General features: G+C 71.3%; 22 protein-coding genes. 10 read left to right on the top strand and 12 right to left on the bottom strand.

What is annotated here, in order from left to right:
* Nucleotides 1-16: 16 nt before the first annotated feature.
* Together ACWEVP_RS29320 and ACWEVP_RS29325 are read left to right on the top strand one after the other, a co-directional pair.
* Nucleotides 17-1,783, top strand: coding sequence for an IlvD/Edd family dehydratase (locus ACWEVP_RS29320; RefSeq protein ID WP_452065794.1), 1,767 nt, complete (start codon nucleotides 17-19; stop codon nucleotides 1,781-1,783).
* 79 nt (nucleotides 1,784-1,862) lie between these two features.
* Nucleotides 1,863-2,174, top strand: coding sequence for a DUF3040 domain-containing protein (locus ACWEVP_RS29325; RefSeq protein WP_452065795.1), 312 nt, complete (start codon nucleotides 1,863-1,865; stop codon nucleotides 2,172-2,174).
* On the opposite strand, the gene ACWEVP_RS29330 is transcribed toward ACWEVP_RS29325, so the two are convergent.
* Complete coding sequence (locus ACWEVP_RS29330) at nucleotides 2,135-3,298, bottom strand: NAD(P)-dependent malic enzyme (protein WP_452065796.1); 1,164 nt, start codon at nucleotides 3,296-3,298, stop codon at nucleotides 2,135-2,137. The two genes, ACWEVP_RS29325 and ACWEVP_RS29330, sit on opposite strands and share 40 nt — an antisense overlap.
* Nucleotides 3,299-3,327: 29 nt before the next feature.
* A complete protein-coding gene (locus ACWEVP_RS29335) occupies nucleotides 3,328-3,744 on the bottom strand; it encodes a CBS domain-containing protein (RefSeq protein WP_452065797.1) in 417 nt (138 codons plus the stop codon).
* 89 nt (nucleotides 3,745-3,833) lie between these two features.
* Between ACWEVP_RS29335 and ACWEVP_RS29340 the strand changes: the two genes are divergently transcribed.
* Nucleotides 3,834-4,466 carry a UdgX family uracil-DNA binding protein gene (locus tag ACWEVP_RS29340; RefSeq protein ID WP_452065798.1) on the top strand — a complete coding sequence of 211 codons (633 nt, stop codon included), beginning with the start codon at nucleotides 3,834-3,836 and terminating at the stop codon, nucleotides 4,464-4,466.
* Here the strand turns inward: ACWEVP_RS29340 and ligD (ACWEVP_RS29345) are convergent.
* The 4 genes from ligD (ACWEVP_RS29345) to ACWEVP_RS29360 form a co-directional block, all read right to left on the bottom strand.
* A complete protein-coding gene (gene ligD, locus ACWEVP_RS29345) occupies nucleotides 4,459-5,322 on the bottom strand; it encodes a non-homologous end-joining DNA ligase (protein WP_452065799.1) in 864 nt (287 codons plus the stop codon). The two genes, ACWEVP_RS29340 and ligD (ACWEVP_RS29345), sit on opposite strands and share 8 nt — an antisense overlap.
* The gene (ligD, locus tag ACWEVP_RS29350; RefSeq protein WP_452065800.1) at nucleotides 5,319-6,272 is read right to left on the bottom strand and encodes a non-homologous end-joining DNA ligase; all 954 of its coding nucleotides are present in this window, start codon (nucleotides 6,270-6,272) and stop codon (nucleotides 5,319-5,321) included. Before ligD (ACWEVP_RS29350) ends, ligD (ACWEVP_RS29345) begins: the two co-directional genes overlap by 4 nt.
* On the bottom strand, nucleotides 6,269-7,207 hold the full coding sequence (gene ku, locus ACWEVP_RS29355) for a non-homologous end joining protein Ku (RefSeq protein WP_452065801.1): 939 nt from the start codon (nucleotides 7,205-7,207) through the stop codon (nucleotides 6,269-6,271). Before ku ends, ligD (ACWEVP_RS29350) begins: the two co-directional genes overlap by 4 nt.
* Before the next feature lie 123 nt (nucleotides 7,208-7,330).
* Complete coding sequence (locus ACWEVP_RS29360; protein ID WP_452065802.1) at nucleotides 7,331-7,525, bottom strand: hypothetical protein; 195 nt, start codon at nucleotides 7,523-7,525, stop codon at nucleotides 7,331-7,333.
* Nucleotides 7,526-7,715: 190 nt separating this feature from the next.
* Between ACWEVP_RS29360 and ACWEVP_RS29365 the strand changes: the two genes are divergently transcribed.
* A complete protein-coding gene (locus ACWEVP_RS29365; RefSeq protein WP_452065803.1) occupies nucleotides 7,716-7,922 on the top strand; it encodes a hypothetical protein in 207 nt (68 codons plus the stop codon).
* Here the strand turns inward: ACWEVP_RS29365 and ACWEVP_RS29370 are convergent.
* Nucleotides 7,919-8,650 carry an ANTAR domain-containing protein gene (locus tag ACWEVP_RS29370; RefSeq protein ID WP_452065804.1) on the bottom strand — a complete coding sequence of 244 codons (732 nt, stop codon included), beginning with the start codon at nucleotides 8,648-8,650 and terminating at the stop codon, nucleotides 7,919-7,921. The two genes, ACWEVP_RS29365 and ACWEVP_RS29370, sit on opposite strands and share 4 nt — an antisense overlap.
* A gap of 298 nt (nucleotides 8,651-8,948) precedes the next feature.
* On the opposite strand from ACWEVP_RS29370, the gene ACWEVP_RS29375 reads away from it, so the two are divergent.
* The gene (locus ACWEVP_RS29375; protein ID WP_452065805.1) at nucleotides 8,949-9,314 is read left to right on the top strand and encodes an STAS domain-containing protein; all 366 of its coding nucleotides are present in this window, start codon (nucleotides 8,949-8,951) and stop codon (nucleotides 9,312-9,314) included.
* Between the two features lie 15 nt (nucleotides 9,315-9,329).
* Here ACWEVP_RS29375 and ctaD read toward each other — a convergent pair whose 3' ends face one another.
* Entirely contained in the window at nucleotides 9,330-11,096 is a 1,767-nt protein-coding gene (gene ctaD / locus ACWEVP_RS29380) for an aa3-type cytochrome oxidase subunit I (protein ID WP_452065806.1), read from the bottom strand.
* Nucleotides 11,097-11,179: 83 nt separating this feature from the next.
* Nucleotides 11,180-12,142 (bottom strand): LLM class F420-dependent oxidoreductase, encoded by a 963-nt coding sequence (locus tag ACWEVP_RS29385; protein ID WP_452065807.1) that lies wholly within the window; start codon nucleotides 12,140-12,142, stop codon nucleotides 11,180-11,182.
* 121 nt (nucleotides 12,143-12,263) lie between these two features.
* Here ACWEVP_RS29385 and ACWEVP_RS29390 point away from each other — a divergent pair, with 121 nt between their 5' ends.
* The 3 genes from ACWEVP_RS29390 to ACWEVP_RS29400 all read left to right on the top strand — a co-directional run bounded on the left by ACWEVP_RS29390 (nucleotide 12,264) and on the right by ACWEVP_RS29400 (nucleotide 13,893).
* Entirely contained in the window at nucleotides 12,264-12,593 is a 330-nt protein-coding gene (locus tag ACWEVP_RS29390) for a plasmid stabilization protein (protein ID WP_452065808.1), read from the top strand.
* A gap of 62 nt (nucleotides 12,594-12,655) precedes the next feature.
* Entirely contained in the window at nucleotides 12,656-13,105 is a 450-nt protein-coding gene (locus tag ACWEVP_RS29395) for an ATP-binding protein (protein ID WP_452065809.1), read from the top strand.
* A complete protein-coding gene (locus ACWEVP_RS29400; RefSeq protein ID WP_452065810.1) occupies nucleotides 13,102-13,893 on the top strand; it encodes a SigB/SigF/SigG family RNA polymerase sigma factor in 792 nt (263 codons plus the stop codon). The genes ACWEVP_RS29395 and ACWEVP_RS29400 overlap by 4 nt, the downstream gene beginning before the upstream one ends.
* A gap of 97 nt (nucleotides 13,894-13,990) precedes the next feature.
* Here ACWEVP_RS29400 and ACWEVP_RS29405 read toward each other — a convergent pair whose 3' ends face one another.
* Nucleotides 13,991-15,505, bottom strand: a complete 1,515-nt coding sequence (locus ACWEVP_RS29405) for a CYTH and CHAD domain-containing protein (protein ID WP_452065811.1) — start codon at nucleotides 15,503-15,505, stop codon at nucleotides 13,991-13,993.
* Between the two features lie 125 nt (nucleotides 15,506-15,630).
* Between ACWEVP_RS29405 and ACWEVP_RS29410 the strand changes: the two genes are divergently transcribed.
* Entirely contained in the window at nucleotides 15,631-16,188 is a 558-nt protein-coding gene (locus ACWEVP_RS29410; RefSeq protein ID WP_452065812.1) for a hemerythrin domain-containing protein, read from the top strand.
* The gene (locus ACWEVP_RS29415; protein ID WP_452065813.1) at nucleotides 16,175-16,972 is read left to right on the top strand and encodes an ANTAR domain-containing protein; all 798 of its coding nucleotides are present in this window, start codon (nucleotides 16,175-16,177) and stop codon (nucleotides 16,970-16,972) included. Before ACWEVP_RS29410 ends, ACWEVP_RS29415 begins: the two co-directional genes overlap by 14 nt.
* A 9-nt stretch (nucleotides 16,973-16,981) precedes the next feature.
* On the opposite strand, the gene ACWEVP_RS29420 is transcribed toward ACWEVP_RS29415, so the two are convergent.
* Together ACWEVP_RS29420 and ACWEVP_RS29425 are read right to left on the bottom strand one after the other, a co-directional pair.
* Nucleotides 16,982-17,458, bottom strand: a complete 477-nt coding sequence (locus ACWEVP_RS29420; protein ID WP_452065814.1) for a hypothetical protein — start codon at nucleotides 17,456-17,458, stop codon at nucleotides 16,982-16,984.
* Nucleotides 17,459-17,532: 74 nt separating this feature from the next.
* Nucleotides 17,533-18,366, bottom strand: a complete 834-nt coding sequence (locus ACWEVP_RS29425) for an aldo/keto reductase (RefSeq protein WP_452065815.1) — start codon at nucleotides 18,364-18,366, stop codon at nucleotides 17,533-17,535.
* Between the last annotated feature and the right edge of the window lie 43 nt (nucleotides 18,367-18,409).

Below are 18,409 nucleotides of genomic sequence, written 5' to 3' on the forward strand. Positions count from 1 at the left end.
TGCCAAACTGACCGGTATGGGACTGCGCAGCGAAGCTTGGTTCAACAACCCCGCCGACCCCGGGATGACCGCCCTCTACCTCGAGCGGTACATGAACTGGGGGCTCACCCGGGAAGAACTCCAGTCCGGCAAGCCGATCATCGGCATCGCGCAGACCGGCTCCGACCTCTCCCCCTGCAACCGGCACCACCTGCAGCTCGCCGACCGCACCCGCGAAGGCATCCGGGAAGCCGGCGGCATCGCCATCGAGTTCCCGGTCCACCCCATCCAGGAAACCGGCAAGCGCCCGACCGCGGCCCTGGACCGGAACCTGGCCTACCTCGGGCTCGTCGAGACCCTCTACGGCTACCCCATCGACGGCGTGGTCCTCACCACCGGCTGCGACAAGACCACCCCCGCCTGCCTGATGGCCGCCGCGACCGTCGACATCCCCGCGATCGTGCTGTCCGGCGGGCCCATGCTCAACGGCTGGCACAACGGCGAGCGCACCGGTTCCGGGACCATCGTCTGGAAGGCGCGCGAACTGCTCGCCGCCGGGGAGATCGACGACGCCGGGTTCATGGAGCTCGTCGCGTCCTCGGCGCCGTCGCCCGGGCACTGCAACACCATGGGCACCGCCTCGACGATGAACGCGCTCGCCGAGGCGCTCGGGATGAGCCTGCCCGGCTGCGCCGCCATCCCCGCGCCGCACCGCGACCGGGCGCGGATGGCCTACCTGACCGGGCTGAGGATCGTCGAGATGGTGCGCGAGGACCTCAAGCCCTCGGACATCCTGACCCGTGAAGCGTTCGAGAACGCCATCGTCGTCAGCTCGGCGATCGGCGGTTCGACCAACGCGCCCATCCACATCGGCGCGATCGCCCGGCACATCGGCGTCGACCTGCCCCTCGAAGACTGGCAGCGCCTCGGCCACGCCGTCCCGCTGCTGGTCGACCTGCAGCCGGCGGGCAAGTACCTCGGCGAGGAGTTCCACCGGGCGGGCGGTGTCCCGGCCGTCGTGCACGAGCTGATGCGCCACGACCTGATCCACGAAGAGGCGCGCACGGTCAACGGCCGCACGCTCGGTGACAACTGCCGCGACGCCGAAGCCGGCGACCGCGACGTCATCCGGACCTTCGGCACCGCCCTCACCGAAGACGCCGGGTTCCTGGTCCTCAAGGGCAACCTCTTCGACGCGGCGATCATGAAGTCCAGCGTGATCTCGGCGGAGTTCCGCCGCCGCTACCTGGCCGGCGGCGTCTACGAGGGCACCGCCGTCGTGTTCGACGGCCCCGAGGACTACCACGCCCGCATCGACGACCCGGACCTCGGCGTCGACGAGCACTCGCTGCTGGTCATGCGCGGCACCGGCCCGCTCGGCTACCCGGGTTCGGCGGAGGTGGTGAACATGCGGCCGCCGGCGGAGCTGATCAAGCGCGGGATCCACGAGCTGCCCTGCCTCGGCGACGGCCGGCAGTCGGGCACGTCCGGGTCGCCGTCGATCCTCAACGCCTCCCCCGAAGCCGCCGCGGGCGGCGGGCTCGCGGTGCTGCGCACCGGCGACCGGGTGCGGATCGACCTCACCGCGGGCACTGCCGACGTCCTGATCCCCGACGAGGAGCTCGCGCTGCGCCACAAGGAGCTGGCCGAGGCGGGCGGGTACCCGGTCCCGGACGCGCAGACGCCGTGGCAGGAGATCCAGCGGTCGATGGTCGACCAGCTGTGCGACGGCATGGTGCTGCGCCCGGCGGTGGCGTACCAGCGCATCGCGAAGACGAAGGGCATCCCCCGCGACAACCACTAGCGGCACTTTCCCGGGAAAGGGCCGCTTCGGACGGGCGGCGACGGGGTATCCCTGCGGTAGCCGAGGCGAGGAGGCCATCATGCTGCCGGAGCGAGAACGCCACGCCCTGCGCGAGATCGAGGCGGAGCTGCGGGCGAGCGATCCCGCGTTCGCCGCCGCCTTCACCGGCCGCTCCCCGCGCGAGACGAAGCGCTGGAACCTGCTGCTGGTGCTCTGCGACATCACCGCGGTGGTCATGCTCGTGGTCGGCCTGTTCGCCCGTGACGCCGCGCTCGTGCTCTGGGGTACGGTCGGGGCCGGCGCACTGGTCGCGTGGCACATCGCCCGCGCCGAGACCGCCGGCCAGACCGCTCAGGACGGGACACCGGCCGCCGGGTCCACAGTGGACTGACCGGCGGCCCGGGCCGCGCCGGCCACCGCCTCCGCCATCGCCGGCACCAGTGCCTCGTCGAACACGCTGGGCACGATGCGTCCCGCGGCCAGGTCGTCGCCGACCACGTCCGCCAGCGCGTGCGCCGCCGCCAGCAGCATCTCCCCGGTGACCCGCGGCGCGCCCGAGTCGAGCAGCCCCCGGAACATCCCGGGGAACGCCAGGACGTTGTTGATCTGGTTGGGGAAGTCGCTGCGGCCCGTGGCCACGATCTCCGCGTGCTCGCCCGCCGCCTCGGGGTCGACCTCCGGGTCGGGGTTGGCCAGGGCGAAGACGATCGCGCGGTCCGCCATCGCGGCGAGGTCACCGGGGTCGAGGAGACCGCCGGCGCTGACACCGACGAACACGTCCGCGTCCCGCAGGGCGTCCTGGACGCTGCCGGTCGCGCGCGCGGAGTTGGTGTTCTCCGCCAGCCACTGCTTCTCCCCCATCAGGTCCCGGTCCGGGTGCAGGACGCCGCCGCTGTCGCAGACGACGATGCCCTCGGAGGAGTAGCCGGCGCGTAGCAGCAGCCGCGCGATCGCGCTGCCCGCCGCCCCCGCGCCGGCGACGACGACCGACGTGCTCCCGGGTTCCCGGCCGGTCAGCTTCAGGGCGTTGTGCAGCGCGCCGAGCACGACGACCGCCGTACCGTGCTGGTCGTCGTGGAACACCGGGATGTCGAGCTCGTCGTGCAGCCGCCGCTCGACGGTGAAGCACCGCGGTGCGGCGATGTCCTCGAGGTTGATCGCGCCGAACGACGTCGCCAGGTCCTTGACGGTGCGGACGAGGTCGTCGGGTTCGCGGCTCACCGGGCAGATCGGCCAGGCGTCGACGTCGGCGAAGCGCTTGAGCAGCGCCGCCTTGCCCTCCATCACCGGCAGCGCGGCGGCCGGGCCCCGGTCGCCGAGCCCGAGCAGGGCGGACCCGTCGGACACGATGGCGACCGAGTTGCCCTTGACCGTCTCGCGGGCGAGCACCGCCGGATCGTCCGCGACCCGCTTCGCCTGGTCCGCGACGCCCGGCGTGTAGTGCTCGGCCAGGTCGCCGGCGGAGTCCAGGGCGACGCGGGTCGCGACTTCGACTTTTCCTCGGCTGTGGCTCATGTCCGCCGGGTACCCGGGCCGCGCGCCACTCAGTCGTAGGACAGGGCCTCGACCAGCTCGCCGGCCGTCGGGTTCGACAGGGCCCGGGCGACGTCGGCCTGCGCGACGATGCCGACCAGGTCGTGGCCGTCGATCACCGGGAGCCGGCGCACGCGGTGCTCGGACATGGTGCGCAGGATCTCCTCGGCGCCGTCGTCCGCGCCGATCGTCACGACCTCGCCCTGGGCGAGCTCGCCGACGTGGACCGCGCGCGGGTCCTTGCCCTCGGCCAGCACCTTCACCACGATGTCACGGTCGGTGACCATGCCCTTCAGCCGGTTGTCCTCGCCGCAGATGGGCAGGGCGCCGACGTTCAGCCGGGCCATGGCCTGCGCCGCGTCGTGCACGGTGTCCGACTCCCGGGCGCAGGTCGCGTCCGGCGTCATGATCTCGCGTGCGGTGGTCATCGTGAACTCCTTCCGTTCTCGGGCGGTACCGCGCGGCTACCCGGGGCACGCGGGTTTACTCGGGCGCCGCGGCGGGAATCTCGCAGCACATGCCGGATACCCGCGGTGCCGAGCCGCCGGACACGACCGACCTCGACCGGTTGCGGTCGGCGGCGTCCGGCTGCCGTGGTTGCCCGCTGTACCAGGACGCCACGCAGACCGTCTTCGGTGAAGGCACGAAGCAGGCGAAGGTCCTGGTCGTCGGCGAACAGCCGGGCGACAAGGAGGATCTCGCCGGCGAGCCGTTCGTCGGACCGGCCGGGAAGCTGCTCGACCGCGCCTTCGAGGAGGCCGGTTTCGACCGCAAGACGCTGTACGTCACCAACGCGGTCAAGCACTTCAAGTTCAAGCGCGACGAACGCGGGAAGCGCCGCATCCACCAGAAGCCCGGCCGCACCGAAGTGGTCGCCTGCCGGCCGTGGCTGCTGTCCGAGCTGCGTGCGGTGCGCCCGGAACTGGTGCTGCTGCTGGGCGCGACGGCCGCGCAGTCCCTGCTCGGCACCAAGTTCAAGCTGACGCAACACCGCGGCGAACCGGTGGAAGCACCCGAGGACGTGGCCGAGCTGGTTCCGTCGGCGATCGCGACCGTGCACCCGTCGGCGATCCTGCGGGCTCCCGACCGCGACCAGGCCTACGCGGCCTTCGTCGAAGACCTCAAGGCCGCGCACAAGCTGCTCAGTTGAGCTGCTTCAGCGCCGCTTCGGCGGACGCGGAGTGGGCGTCCAGGTCCCGCCACGGGTCTTCCTTGCGCGCCAGACGCTGCTTCTCCTTGACGAGACTCCACCCGGCCGGGTCCGCCTTGCCCAGTTCGCGCCAGTCCAGCGGGGTGGCCGCCGCCGCGCCCGGACGGGCGCGCAGCGAGTAGGGCGCCACGAACGTCTGCGCGTAGCCGTTGCGGTTGGCGTCCAGGAAGATCCGGTCGCCGCGCTTGTCCTTGCGCTGGGCCGTCGTCAGGTGGTCCGGGTCGTCGGCGGCGACGCGGTCGGCCAGCGCGCGGGACAGCTCCAGCACGGTCTCGGTGTCCGCCTTCGCGTCCAGCGGCGCCAGCACGTGGAAACCGCGGCCGCCGGTCGCCTGGACGAACGGTGTCAGCCCCACCCGCTCGTAGTGGTCGCGGATCCGCCGCGCGACCGCGCGCAGCTCCCCCACCGGCGTGCCGTCCGGTGGGTCGAGGTCGAGCACCAGCCGGTCCGGCCGCTCCGGTGCGTCCACGGTGGACAGCCAGACGTGGAACTCGAGCGTGCCCTGGCCGGCCAGGTACTCCAGCGTCTCGGCGTCGTCGCAGACGACGTAGTCGTCGCTACCGCCGCCGCGCCGCGGGACGCTCTCGACGCGGATCGAATCCGGGAAGTGCTCCCCCGGGTGCTTCTGGAACCAGCCTTGACCGTCGATTCCGTCGGGGTAGCGCCGCAGCGTCAGCGGGCGGCCGCGCAGGTGCGGCAGCATGGCCTCGGCGACCGCGCGGTAGTACCCGACGACGTCGCCTTTCGTCAGCCCGTCGCCGGGGTAGTACACCTTGTCCGCGTGGGAAATCTTCATGCGCGCTCCCGCACGACGTCCGCCGCCTTCTTGTCCTCGCGCAGCCCGGCGAACCGCGGGTGCCGCAGCCGCCCGTCGCGCGTCCATTCGGAGAAGTCGATCTGCGCGACGAGGTCCGGCCGGACCCAGTGCGCGCCCTTTTCCCCGACCGCGCCGGCGAACGGCGACTCCCGTGTCTCGCGTTCCCGCAGCTTGGCGTGCAGGGACGCCAGGAGCCGCTCGTCGAACCCGGTGCCGACCTTGCCGGCGTACTTGAGGCCGCCGTCCTCGTGGTAGCCGAGCAGCAGGGCGCCGAAGCCGTGGCGGGCGCCCTGCGGGTCGGTGAAGCCGCCGATGACGAGCTCCTGCCCTTGGGCGCACTTGAACTTCAGCCAGTCGGGGGACCGTCCGTGGTGGTACGGCGAATCGGCCCGCTTCGCGATGACGCCCTCCCAGCCGCGCCGGCAGGCCTCCGCGTAGAACTCCTCGCCCTCGGTGTTGCGGTGGGCCGAGAGCCGCAGCGGGTCCCGGAAGTCGAACGCGTCGCGCAGCAACGCCTTCCGCTGCCGCAGCGGCAGCGCCGTCGTGTCGTGGTCGTCGTAGTACAGCAGGTCGAACAAGTAGTAGTAGACGCGCACGCCGGTGGCCCGCGCGCGGTCCGGGTCGCTGATGTGGATCCGTGGCTGCAGCGCCGCGAAACTGGTGTTCGCGCCGTCGAAGGCCACGATCTCACCGTCCGCGACGAACCGCGGCCCGCCCTGGGCCGCCAGCGCTTCGACGAGCTCCGGGTAGGCGTTGTCCATCACCTTGTGGTTGCGCGAGTAGAGCGTCGGCGTGCCGGAGTCGCGCACGCAGATCGCCCGGACGCCGTCCAGCTTGCGCTCGAAGATCCAGTCCCCGGCGGAGAACCGGCGGTCGGTGAGCGTGGCCAGCGTCGGTTCCCGCCAGCCCGGTCCGGTCGCCCCGGTCACGAGGCCTTCAGCGCCTTCTCCAGCTCGGCGCGCGTCATCTTCGACCGGCCCTTCACGCCTTGCTCGCGAGCGAGCTTGTCCAACTCGGACTTCGGCAGCTCCGCGAGGTCGGGCTCCTTCTTCTTCGCGGCTTTCTTTTTGGGCTTCTTGCCGCCACCCTTGCGGTTCTTCACGCTGCGCGACAGCGCCTCGAACAGGTCGACGACGTCGGCCGAGGGCTCCGGCTCCTCCTCGTGGGCGATCTCCTTGCCCTGCTTCTTGGCCTTGATGAGCTCCTCGACGCGTTCGGAGTACTCGTCGCGGTAGTCTTCGGGCTTCCACGGCGCCGTCATCTCGTCGACGAGCGAGAGCGCCATGTCGAGTTCCTTGGGCCGGGGCTTGGGCAGCTCGGGCAGCCCGCCCATGACGTCCTCCGGCTTCCGCAGGTCCGCGACGAAGTGCAGGGTGTTGAGCACCATGACGTTTTCGCCGGCGCGGATCGCCGACAGGTATTCCTTGCCGCGCAACACGAACTTCGCGATCCCGGCTTTCTCACTGCGGTCCATCGCCTGCAGCAGCAAGCCGTACGCCTTGGCGAAGTCCTCCTTCGCCGGCTTCAGCCAGTACGTGCGGTCGAAGAACCAGGGATCGATCTCGTCGAGCTCCACGAACTGCTCGATGTCGATCCGCCGCGACCGCTCGGGCGCGATCTCGTCCAGTTCGTCCGGCTCGACGAGCACGTGGTCGCCGCCGCCGAGGTCGTAGCCCTTGACGATCTCGTCCTGGGTGACCTCGTCGCCGGTCCGTTCGTTGACCCGGCGGTTGCGGATGCGGTCCGACGTGCCGCGTTCGAACTGGTGGAAGTGGATCGTGTGGTCCGCCACCGCGGGGTACAGCTCCACCGGGACGGTGACCAGCCCCAGGCTCAGGGCACCGCTCCAGACCGGTCTGGCCATGTCGACCTCCTCACCGGCAGCGATACCCGCGTGCTCGCGGCTCGAAACGCCCGGTGGTAGCGGAGGGTGACGCGACGGAGCCCGCCGCGACCGGCTGGTCGCGGCGGGCTCCGGGGTCGTGCGTCAGGCGACTTCGCTGCTGCGGGCGCCGGACCGGTGCAGGCCCAGCATGTCGAGCAGCTGCGCGCAGTCCTCGGGGCTCTTCGCCCGGGCCGCGACGGCCAGCGCCGCCTTGCGCCTGGTGTCGGCTTGTGCCGGCGTGTCCCCACCCTCGAGGAGGTCCGCCACCGGCCGCAGGTCGTTCCGCTTGTCTCGCATGTTCGCTCCCCTCCGGCAATCCCCCGGTGAACCCGGTCGCCGGCCGATTACCCGGTCTCATCCCACCCAACACAAGAGGCACCGATCGGGTTCCCGGAGACGGCCCAGACTAGGCCGAACGAGTGAATTCACCCGGTTCTGACGTGGGAACCGGCAAGGTAGGTGAGACCCACGTCACACAGGAGGCCGGATGGGCACCCAGCTCCGCATCAGCCGCGAAGACGGGTCGCTGCCCTGCGAAGTGTGCGGCTTCCCGACCATGCACGTCGCCCAGGTGGTGGCCGACGACGGCAGCATCCTCGGCCGCACGCTGATCTGCACGACGTGCCAGCGCGGCAGGCATCGCGACGCGGCTGCGGAGACCGAGGCGCCCCCGGACGAGGTCCCGGCGAGCTAGTTCGTCGTCGTCACCACCGCCGCCACGAACTCCGCCGCCACCTCGTGGAGCTTCCGGTTGCCGTCCTGGGACCGCTTCACGAGGCGCTGGAACGCCTCCTCCGCGGTGATCCGGTGCGCGGCCATCAGGATCCCCTTGGCCTGGTCGATCACCGCGCGCGTCTCGAGGGCGCGGTTGAGCTGGTCGATCAGCTCGCGGGCGGCGAAGTACCGGCGGGCGCTGCGCAGGCCGATCACCACCGTCGCCGTGTAGAGCTCGAGGATCTTCGTGCCCAGTTCGCTGAACCCGTGCTCGCCGAAGCCGAAGAGGTTGACCGCGCCGGTCATGTCCTCGTCCACCGTCAGCGGCGCGGCGAGGAAACTGGCCACCCCCAGCTGCTCGGCCGACGACACGAACTGCGGCCACAGATCCCCCACCGCCCCGACGCCGACGCGGACCGGCTGCCCGGTCTCGGCGGCGCGCAGGCAGGGCCCGTCCCCGATCCGGTACTGCTCGCGGTCGAAGTTCACCGCGCGCTGGTCGGTGCTGGCCACCGTCTCGGGCACGCCTTCGCGCACCAGCGTGATGCTCGCCATGTCGGCCCCCGGCACCACCTGCACGGCGTGGTCGCACACCGCTTGCAGCATCTGCCCGAGGTCGAGCTCGGTGTCCAGCATCGCGGTCAGCGACTCCATCGCGACCGTGACCTCGTCCAACCGCGCGGTGAGCTGCTCATCGCCGCCCGTCATCCTGGTGACGCCCCTCTTCTCGCTTCTCAGGGCGCTCTCAACCAGGGAGGACCCGGGCGCGCGCCACTAGTGGGCCGCTAGCGCTTTAACGGGTCCAGCGCGAGATTACTGCATCCCGGTCGCCGCGGGCACAAGCGGTCACCGCCACGACCCGGCACGCCCCCGTTCGGAGCAACGCCGGTTGCGGGTGGCCCAACGGTGGTTAGGCTCGGGTGACGGTTCAGCACAGCAGCCGGCCTCGGCACACCCCCGAGCGCGGCGCTGCGGCCCGCGCACCCCAGGACGGCGGCGAACCGCGATGCAAGTCCCCCGACCCCGCACTCCCGCACTCCGGCTGCGCACGGCGTGGCCCGCCCCGCACGCGGTGCTGATCACCGCCCGCGGCGACCTCGACACGGCGACGGCACCGGACCTCGCCACATTGCTTTCCGACCGCCTCCGGGCCGTACCCGAACGGCTGGTCCTCGATCTGTCCGAAGTGGACTTCCTCGGCGTCGCCGGGATCCGGGTGCTGCTGCACGCGGCCCTGCAGGCCGAGCAGAGCGGCACCGAGCTGCTGGTGGACACGGGAACCAGGCCGACGGTCCGGCGTGCCCTCGAGGTGACCGGCGCCGGCAGGCGGCTGGCGATCGTGACCGGACGGCCCGAGCCCGCCCCGGCCTGAGCCCCGGCTCGGGGCTCAGCGGGACGAGCCCGCCGCGCCTGAGTGCCCTTCCCGGGTCCCGGACGGGTCCACGTCCAGCGCCCGCGCCCGGGCGCGCTTCGACCGGATGTGGCGCTCCTCCTTCATCCGCTCCACCGCCTCCGGGTGGTGCAGCTCGAAGGCGGGCCGTTCCGAACGGATCCGCGGCAGGTCCACGAAGTTGTGCCGCGGCGGCGGGCACGTCGTCGCCCATTCGAGGCTGTTCCCGAAGCCCCACGGGTCGTCGACCACGACCTGCACGCCGTAGCGGTAGCTCTTCACGACGTTCCAGATGAACGGCAGCGTGGACGCGCCCAGCAGGAACGCGCCGATCGTCGAAATCGTGTTCAGCGTCGTGAAGCCGTCGGAGGTCAGGTAGTCCGCGTACCGGCGCGGCATGCCCTCGTCGCCCAGCCAGTGCTGGATCAGGAACGTCGTGTGGAACCCGATGAACGTCGTCCAGAAGTGCCACTTGCCGAGGCCCTCGTCGAGCATCCGGCCGGTCATCTTCGGGAACCAGAAGTAGATCCCGGCGAAGGTCGCGAACACGATCGTGCCGAACAGGACGTAGTGGAAGTGGGCGACCACGAAGTAGGAGTCGGTGACGTGGAAGTCCAGCGGCGGCGACGCCAGGATCACGCCGGTGAGGCCGCCGAACAGGAACGTCACCATGAAGCCGGCCGACCACAGCATCGGCGTCTCGAAGGTCAGGTGCCCCTTCCACATCGTGCCGATCCAGTTGAAGAACTTGATCCCGGTCGGCACCGCGATGAAGAACGTCATGATCGAGAAGAACGGCAGCAGCACCGCGCCGGTGGCGAACATGTGGTGCGCCCACACGACCGCCGACAGCCCGGTGATCCCGACCGTCGCGAACACCATCAGCCGGTAGCCGTAGAGCGGTTTCCGGCTGAACACCGGCACGATCTCGGTGACGATCCCGAAGTACGGCAGCGCCACGATGTAGACCTCGGGGTGGCCGAAGAACCAGAACAGGTGCTGGAACATGATCGCCCCGCCGTTCTCGGGGTCGAACACGTGCGCCCCGAGCCGGCGATCCGCCTCCAGGCCGAACAGCGCGGCCGTGAGGATCGGGAACGCCAGCAGGATCAGCACGGCCGTGAACAGGATGTTCCAGGTGAAGATCGGCATCCGCCACATGGTCATCCCGGGCGCGCGCAACGTCACGATCGTGGTGACCATGTTGACCCCGCCGAGGATGGTGCCGAGCCCGGACACGATCAGGCCCATGATCCACAGGTCGCCGCCGACGCCCGGGGAGTGGATCGCGTTGGACAGGGGCGTGTAGGCCGTCCAGCCGAAGTCGGGCGCGCCGCCCGGGGTGAGGAACGAGCTGATCACGATCAGCCCGCCGAACAGGTAGAGCCAGTAGGCGAACGCGTTGAGCCGGGGGAACGCGACGTCCGGCGCGCCGATCTGCAGCGGCAGGATGTAGTTGGCGAACCCGAACAGGTTCGGCGTGGCGTAGAGCAGCAGCATGATCGTGCCGTGCATGGTGAAGAGCTGGTTGTACTGCTCCGGCGAGAGGAACTGCAGCCCCGGCCGGGCCAGCTCGCCCCGCATCAGCAGCGCCATCGCGCCGCCCGCCATGAAGAAGGCGAACGACGTCGTCAGGTACAGCAGGCCGATCGTCTTCGGGTCGGTCGTGCGGAACAGGGCGAGCAGGGTCCCGCCCTTCGGTCCCCGTCGCGCCACCGCCAGTGGCACCGCCCGGAGGGTCGGTGCCGGCCTCACCTCGGTCATCCGCAACTCCTGTCGCCGGACTGCCCCGTAACCCGCGTACTACTCCTGATGGCCACGCCTCGCGTTCCCCCGAACGGGTGGAACTACTCCCGCAGGGCCGGGAGCAGCTCCTTTTCGGCGAAGTCGAGGAAGCCGTCCTGCTGGTCGCCGCCGATCTGGACCAGGGCGACGTCGGTGAAACCGGCCTTCTCGAACTCGCGCAGGCCCTCGACGATCGGCTCGACGTCCGGGCCGCACGGGATCGAGCCGGCGACGTCGTCCTCGCGGACGAACTGCGTGGCCCCGGCGAACCCGGCCGGGCCCGGCAGTTCGGCGTTGACCTTCCAGCCGCCGGCGAACCAGCGGAACTGCTCGTGGGCCCGCTTCACGGCCGCATCGCGGTCCGTGCCCCACGACACCGGCATCTGCCCGATCTTGCGGCTGGGCGGCCCGGGCTTCGTCGCGTCCCACTCGCTCGACAGCTCGGCCTTCGGCTCGACGGCGATCATCGCGTCGGCGACCGGGGCGAACCGCCGGACCGACTGCGCACCGGACACCGCGACACCGATCGGTGTCCGCTTCTCCGGCAGGTCCCAAAGCTTCGCGGAGTCGACGCGGAAGTGCTTGCCTTCGTAGTCGAAGTAGCCGCCGTCGAAGAGGCCGCCGATGATCTGCAGGGCTTCGGCCAGCATGTCGTGCCGCACGTTCGCCGGCGGCCAGCCGCGGCCCACGACGTGCTCGTTGAGGTTCTCCCCCGCGCCGAGCCCCAGGGTGAACCGCCCGCCCGAGAGCGCCTGGACCGTCGCCGCCTTCTGCGCCACGACGGCCGGGTGGTACCGCATGATCGGGCAGGTCACATAGGTCATCAGCTCGACGCGTTCGGTGCTCTGGGTGACCGCGCCCAGCACGCTCCAGGCGTAGGGTGCGTGTCCCTGCTCGTCCAGCCACGGCGAGTAGTGGTCGCTCATGACCTCGAAGTCGAAGCCGGCCTGTTCCGCACCGGCGGCGAAGCGGACCAGGTCGTTCGGCCCGGCCTGCTCGGTCATCAGCGTGTAGCCGATCTTCATCGGCGCCTCCTCTCGGGTCGGCTCCCCGCGTACCCGCCCGGCGGCGCCGGTAACCGGCCGTCGCCGGGGTTTACCGGGTGATCAACCGGGTACCCCGCCCGGGAGTAGAAGGGAGTGCATCATGCCTCAGTCGTGGAGCGCCAAGCGCGAACGGCAGTATGAGCACGTCAAGGACTCGGCCGAGGACCGCGGGGCGAGCACGAAGCGGGCCAAGGAGATCGCGGCCAGGACCGTGAACAAGAACCGCGCGCAGTCGGGCGAGTCCCGGCAGGCCAGCAGGACGTCGGTCAAGGACAAGTCGCCGCAGCAGCGCGGCGGCGAGCGCTCCGGCAACCGCAAGGGCCCGGGCGGCCCGACCAAGGACCAGCTCTACAACGAAGCGAAGAAGCGGAACATCAACGGCCGCTCGACGATGACCAAGAAGGAACTCGAACGGGCGCTGGGCCGGTGACGACCCCGGAAACCCCTGATCAGCAAGTGTCAGCATTCCCCCAGATGGGTAGTACCTCCCGCATGGAAGAAACACGAAGCGGCGGCTCGCACGGCGCCAAGCCGACGTTGGACGAGCTGCTCGAGGAGCCGGTGGAGCTGCGCCTGCCCGCCATGGCCGAGCAGATCCCGCTGGTCCGGATGCTCACGCACGGCGTCGTGTCCCGCGCGGACTTCGGGCTGGACGCCATCGCCGACGCGAAGATGGCCGTCGACGAGGCGTGCGCGCAGCTGGTCCAGTTGGCCGAGCTCGGCACCCAGCTGCACTGCCGGTTCGTGCAGAAGGCCGAGGGCCTGCACGTCGTCGTCTCCACCCGGTCGGCGGACCCGCGGCCGCCCAGCGACCGCACGTTCGGCTGGCACGTGCTCACCACGCTGAGCCGTTCGGTGACCGCGCACTGCGACGTCCTACCCGGTGGAGGCGCGGGCATCGTCACGATCGAGCTGGTGCTCAACCCGGGAACGAGCGCGTGAGCAACGAGCGGAAAACCCTCCTCCACCGCCCGGACGAGTACGCCCACTGCGAACCGCTGTTCGAGGAACTGGGGAAGCTGGACGCGGACGACCCGCGGCGCGACGCGGTCCGGAGCGAGCTGGTGACCGAGCTGCTGCCGCTGGCCGAGCACATCGCGACCCGCTTCTCCGGCCGCGGTGAGCCCCGGGAGGACCTGGTCCAGGTCGCCCGGATCGGCCTGATCAACGCCGTCGACCGGTTCGACCCCACGCGGGGCCACGACTTCCTGTCCTTCGCCGTCCCGACGATCATGGGCGAGGTGCGGCGCCACTTCCGGGACACCGGCTGGTCGGTGCGGGTCCCCCGCCGGCTCAAGGAACTGCACCTGTCCCTGAGTCAGGGCTCTGCGGTGCTCTCGCAGCGCCTCGGCCGCGCCCCGACGCCGACCGAGCTGGCCGAGCACCTGAACCTGGACGTCGAAGAGGTCCGCGAAGGGCTGGTGGCCGGCAACGCCTACCAGGCCCTGTCGGTCGACAAGCCGGTGCACGACGACGCCGAGGCGCTGTCGCTGGCGGACACCATGGGGGAACCCGACCACGAGATGGCCATGGTCGAAAACCACGAGGCCCTCCAGCCGCTGCTGCAGGAACTGCCCAAGCGGGAGCGCGCGATCCTGGTGATGCGGTTCTTCGGCGGGCTCACGCAGACGCAGATCGCCGACCGCGTCGGCATCTCCCAGATGCACGTCTCCCGGCTGCTGTCGCAGACGCTGGAGCAGCTCCGCGGGAAGCTCACCGGCGAAGGCTGACCCTCGCCCGATCCCGCCCCTCCACCACCTTGTCTTGAATGAGTCATTCAGGACCTCTCCGGTCCTGAATGACTCGTTCAAGACTGTTCCGTGCTGCTCAGAGCCAGCCGGGGCGGGAACCCTTGCGGAGCCGCCGCCACTCCCCAGCGAACCGCTCGCGCAGCTGATCGGCCGCCGCGGCGTCGCGCGCGTGGAGCAGCCCGAACGTGAAGGTGTTCTGCCCTTCGCCGTGCCCGGCGATGGTCAGGTGGTGCAGGACGTCCCGGCCGACCACGGTGTCCTGGTGCTCGCCCAGCGTGCTTTGGACGGCTTTCACGTTCTTGCGCCAGGCCCGCAGCTTCTTGCCGTAGACCGGCTTGACCGTGTCGGCGGCGTAGCGAGCTCGCTTCGCCTTCTTGCGGACCTCGTGCAGCGCCGTTTCCAGCTCGTGGCCGTCCTTGCCGCTCACCGCCGCTTCGGCGCGACGCAGCTTCCGAGCGGCCTTGCGGACCGGCTTGTGCAGCGCGGCCTTCGCGGGCTTGCGCGCCCGGCGGGTCAGCGGCGGTTCTTCGACCACGGTGTCCAGCGCGCGCAGCAGGTTCAGGTACCGCTTGCCGGTGAGCGCCGCCATCGCCCGCGTCCGGCCCTGCTCGGCCTCCCGGGCGAAGTAGCGGGTGAGGTACTGGCGCAGCGGGCCGAACACCAGCTCCGGCGGCACGTCGTCGAGCCGTTCGCGCAACCGCTGCTCGGTGACTTCGGTGTCCCTCGCCGGGGCGAGCTGCTGCCCCAGCCACTTCAGCTCGGCCGCGAGCGGCGCGGTCGCGTCCTTGTCCACAATGGACCCGAAGGTCTTCAGCGCGCTGCGCAGCTTCCGGGTCGCGACGCGCAGCTGGTGCACGGAGTCCTCGACGTCCAGCCGGACACCGACGTCCGCGCGGCGCAGGCGGGCGTAGTGGTCGCGCAGCGAGGCCAGCACGACGTCGCCCGCCGTCGGCTTCCTGCGGCCGCGCGGTGGAGCCGGGACGCGGTCCCCGATCAGGCGCCGCAGCTTCGACGGCCACGGTGACGCCGAGGCGCCGGCTTCGGTCAGCGCCCGGTCGAAGTCGTCGAGCCTGCCGGGATCCGTCGCGGGGTCGAGCTCGAGTTCCAGCTCGCGCCACTCGTCGAGGCGGGCGCTCTCGCCGCCGGCCTCGCCGGTGACGTGGTCGTCGGTGAGCGTGGCGACCGTGCGGCCGGTGCCGTCGGCCAGGCGGTGGGCGAAGCGGTCGGTGCGCAGGTGCGCGATCGGCTTCAGCTTCTCCCCCAGCGTGAACGCGCGCACGAGGCGGCGCAGCCGGCCGGGCACCTTGTTCGGGTCGCCGCCCAGCGGGAGCTGGATCTCCTGCCGCTCGTCGGCGGAGACCGGCAGCTTGAGGTGCCAGCCCGCGTCGTGCCCGCCGACGCGGCGCCGCAGTGTGATGCCGTTGCGGGCCAGCCGGAACGACCCGGTGTCGTAGTAGGACGCGTCGAGGATCTGCTCGACCGGGTCGTCCTGCGTGGTGACGCCGGCGACGCCGACGAGCCGCGGCACTCCGCTGCCCGCGACGATCTCGTACTTGCGCTCGCGCTCGGTCACCGACGACGGCGCTGCCATGGTCATCCTCCCTTGGGACCGGTTCTCCCGCCGGATACCCGGCGGGTGCCGGGCTGACACGGGATTCGCCGCGCGAGCAGCGGGTATCCCGCCCGCGACCCCCCGAGTCCGGACCAGGAGCGCGCATGAACGGCAGCCAGCCCGCAACCGACCTGACCACCGTCCTCGCCGGCGACCACCGGGAGCTGGACCGGCTGTGCACCGAGCTCGAGCTCGGCCAGGGCAGCCCGGAGAACCGCAAGGACCTCGCCGACCACCTCATCGCCGAGCTGGTCCGCCACACCGTCGCGGAAGAGTCCTTTCTCGACGGTGACGGCGCGCTCGCCGAGGCGGACGGTCTGATGCGGCAGCTGGAGGGCGCGGGGCCGCAGGAGACCCGGTTCGAGCGGCTGCTGGGCGGCCTGATCCGCGCCGTCCGGCGGCACGTCCACGACGAGGGCCCGGCGGCGGTGCGCCAGGTCCGGCTCACCTGCTCGCCCGAACGGCGGGCCGAGCTGGGCAAGGAGGTCCTCGCCGTCCGGCACGCCGCCGCGACGGTGCCGCACCCCGACCTGTCCGACCGGGTACCTCAGGCGGACCAGCTCTGGCCGGGGCCGGGTTTCGTCGACCGGGCGCGCGCGACGCGCTCCGCCGGGCCGCGGGTTCGACGGCATCGGGTTGAATGGGCGCATGAGCATCGGTGAAGACGAATGGGCGCGCGACCGGGCGCGCTTCGGAGCGGACCGCGAACTCGCGCCCGGCCCGCTGACGCAGCAGTTCACCGAGCTCACGCGCACGCTGCTGAACGAGACCCCGACCGTCGGGGGCGTGCTGCGGCTCGTCGTCGGCGCCGCGAGCGCGCTGGTGCCCGCCGCCGACCTGGTCAGCGTGACCCTCCGGGAGCCGGACGGCACGTACCACACGCCGGTCGAGACCGACCCGGTCGCGGTGCGGCTGGACCAGGTGCAGTACGACCACGGTGAAGGGCCCTGCGTCGAGTCGGCCCGCCCCGACGGTCCCGCCATCGGCTGGTCCCAGGACCTCGCGAACGATTCGCGCTGGCCGTCGTTCGGCCCGGCCGCGGCCGGCTTCGGCTACCACTCGGTGCTGGCGACGGCGCTGCTGCCGGACGCCCGCCCGCCGCGCCGCTCGGGGGCGCTCAACATCTACTCGAGCCGGCCGGACGCGTTCGACGCCCGCTCGATCGACTCGGCGCTCCTGCTGGCGACGCACGCGTCGCTGGCGCTGGCGCACACCGAAGCCGTCGTGGCGGCCGAGCTGCAGCGCGAACAGCTGCGCCGCGCGGTGGAGAGCCGGGACGTGATCGGCCAGGCGAAGGGCATCCTGATGCAGCGCCGCGGCATCACCGCCGACGAAGCGTTCGACGTGCTGCGCCGGGCGTCCCAGGACCTGAACGTCAAGCTGGCCGACCTGGCCCGGACGCTCGCCACCCGGCACACGGAGATCGACCTCCCGGCCGACCGCTGACCCGAGCGGCTACTGGGCCGTGTACGGGGACCGGTTCTCCAGCGACGGGCTGGCCGTCGGGTAGCGGCCGTCCTGGCCCGGAACCGGGGTCACGGTGGCCTGCTGCTCGGGTTCGATCCGCTGCTGCGGCGACGGACGGGGGCCGCGCTGGACGACCGCCTCCACCTCCTGCTCGCCGCGGATGCGGGCGAGCGCCGCGAGGGTGATCGCGTGGGCCAGCGCGAGGATCAGCAGCAGCACGCCGAGCCGCCCGACGACGCCGGGCAGGTCGCTGCCGCCCATGTCGATCGTGGAGACCAGGGCCAGCACACCCAGCGTCGCCAGGTGGAACAGGACGGTGACCAGGCGGGTCATCGAAGCGCCGGCCTCCGGGTCGCCGTAGGAGTTCTCCAGGTAGCGGCGGCCGCTGCGGTAGATGATCTGCCCGTCGATCAGGACCAGCGCCACGCCGATCGCGAGGAACGACAGGTACGCGTTCGTGGTCATGCCGGGACGCTCCTTCTCCTGGTGGGGACCTCTGCAGGGGAATACCCGGGCGGTCGCGGAGGGAAACGCCGCGGTCACCCCGTGAAGGTTTCGGGGTCCGGCCCGGTGCGGTGGCCGTCGTCGAGCTCGCCGATCGCCGCCATGTCCTCGTCGTCGAGCTCGAAGCCGAAGACGTCGATGTTCTGCCGGATCCGCTCCGGCGACGACGACTTCGGGAAGACGATGTTCCCCAGCTGCAGGTGCCAGCGCAGCACCACCTGCGCGGCCGTCCGGCCGTGCTTTTCGGCCAGCTCCTTCAGGACGGGGTCTTCGAGGACTTCGGCCCGCGCCAGCGGGCTCCACGCCTCGGTGGCGATGCCGTGCTCCCGGTGGTAGGCGCGCAGTTCGGCCTGCTGCAGCGCCGGGTGCAGCTCGATCTGGTTGACCGCCGGCACGGTCCCGGTCTCGGTGGCGAGCCGGTCGAGGTGCGCGGGCTGGAAGTTCGAAACGCCGATGGCGCGGGCCTTGCCCGCCCGCAGGATGTCTTCGAACCCCTGCCACGTGCGGACGTAGTTGTCCTTGTGCGGCAACGGCCAGTGGATCAGGTAGAGGTCGACGTAGTCGAAGCCCAGCCGCCGCAGGCTGCCTTCCAGGGCGGTGATCGCGTTGTCGTGCCCGTGCGCGTCGTTCGCCAGCTTCGTCGTGACGAACACGTCTTCGCGCGCGAGCCCGGAGTCCGCGACGCCGGCGCCGACACCCTCTTCGTTGCGGTACATCTGCGCCGTGTCGATGTGGCGGTACCCCGCTTCCAGTGCGGTTCGCACGGCCTGGGCGGTGTCTTCCGGCGGGATCTGGAACACGCCGAACCCGAACTGCGGGATCCGCACGCCGTTGCCCAGGTCCACGGCCGGAACTTCGGTGGTCGTCATGCCTGCGGCCTACCCGGGGGTTCCGGACGCGAAACACGGCGGG

This window comes from Amycolatopsis sp. NPDC003865 (assembly GCF_053605345.1).